1 protein-coding gene is annotated in these 1,275 nt (G+C 46.3%); it reads left to right on the top strand.

Annotated elements, in window-relative coordinates; translation table 11 throughout:
- Nucleotides 1-1,275, top strand: a 1,275-nt coding sequence (locus AB1552_14470; GenBank protein MEW6054962.1) for a toxin TcdB middle/N-terminal domain-containing protein, incomplete at both ends; no start/stop codon positions are given.

Raw genomic sequence — 1,275 nt, 5'->3', positions numbered from 1 at the left:
GGCTATTATGATCTGGCAGACAGGGAATTCAGGGGATTCGGCTATTCGAAACAGACAAACACCGACACAACGACCCTTGAGACATGGATACATCAGAAAGACCATGAGTTTGACGGCAGCCCCGCTTACTGCTACTATAAAGACGCATCCACTTATATCCTTGACGATAAAGACCTCAAAGGCAAACCCTGCCATATGGAATTCAGACAACCGTGGCCGAATGAGACCACACCCGGCGCTCTGCTGTCACAGACAGACCTTGTATGGAACAGGAGCGTGCCCAAAGGCGCATACCCCGTGTTTGTAAAGCTCGACTCAAAAGACGTCACAAGTTATGTCGGCGGTGTAGAGATATTCTCTCATGAAGAATATACATATGACGACACAAATGGAACAACCCTTTCTGTCCTGACATCAGGTCCGGGAGCAGAAGGCATCTTAACACAGAATACATTCCAGAACTACGGGTTCTGGCTCTGGAGAAACACCAGGACAACCGTAACAGGAGGCGTCTCAGGGAAAGTGAGGGAGACGACATACAGCTATGAAAACAACACAGGCAACATGCTCTGGAAGGAATTCTGGCTTAATGGAGGAACCAATCCGAGAATAACCATGACATATACGCCTGAGGGGAATCTCGAGACCCAGACAGATGCGAGGGGAAACACCACAACAAACGAGTATGACAGCGCAACAAAGACCTTCCCGTCAAAGATAACAAACGCCCTCGGACATTTTATCCAGAATACCTACGACTACAGATTCGGCATAGTTGAATGCACATGGGACGAAAACAATAACAAGACCTGCAACACCCCCGATGAATTCGGAAGGACAAAAGAGACCATTTCCTATGTTGGGGAAGGCCCTCAGATAGCTGCAAAGACAAAGGCAGAGTATCACGACTTTGAATACCATGATTTTGGAAGGCCTGTATATACAAAAACAGGCATTCTTGAAAGCAATGCAGGCGGAGAGGTCTATATAGACAAATACTCATATATTGACGGATTTGGAAGGAACATACAGACCGTAACATCAGGAGAAGGCGGGAAATACATAATTTCAAGAACTTACTATGACAATATGGGAAGGGTTGAACTTACCGAAGGGCCGTTCTTCAGCGCAGGTTATAGTTATCCTCAGGAACATCCGGCAGAATATCCAAAGTCAATTACAACTTATGATCACTTCGGTAAACCTACAGGCATAACAAGCCCTGACATTGAATACGGGACAGTCACCTCGACAATTTCATACTCTGGCCTTTCG

Source organism: Nitrospirota bacterium (genome assembly GCA_040754395.1).
Classification (GTDB): Bacteria; Nitrospirota; Thermodesulfovibrionia; order Thermodesulfovibrionales; family SM23-35; genus JBFMCL01.
The sequence above is the reverse complement of the archived record's forward strand: the minus strand, read 5'-3'. Positions and strand labels throughout refer to the sequence as shown.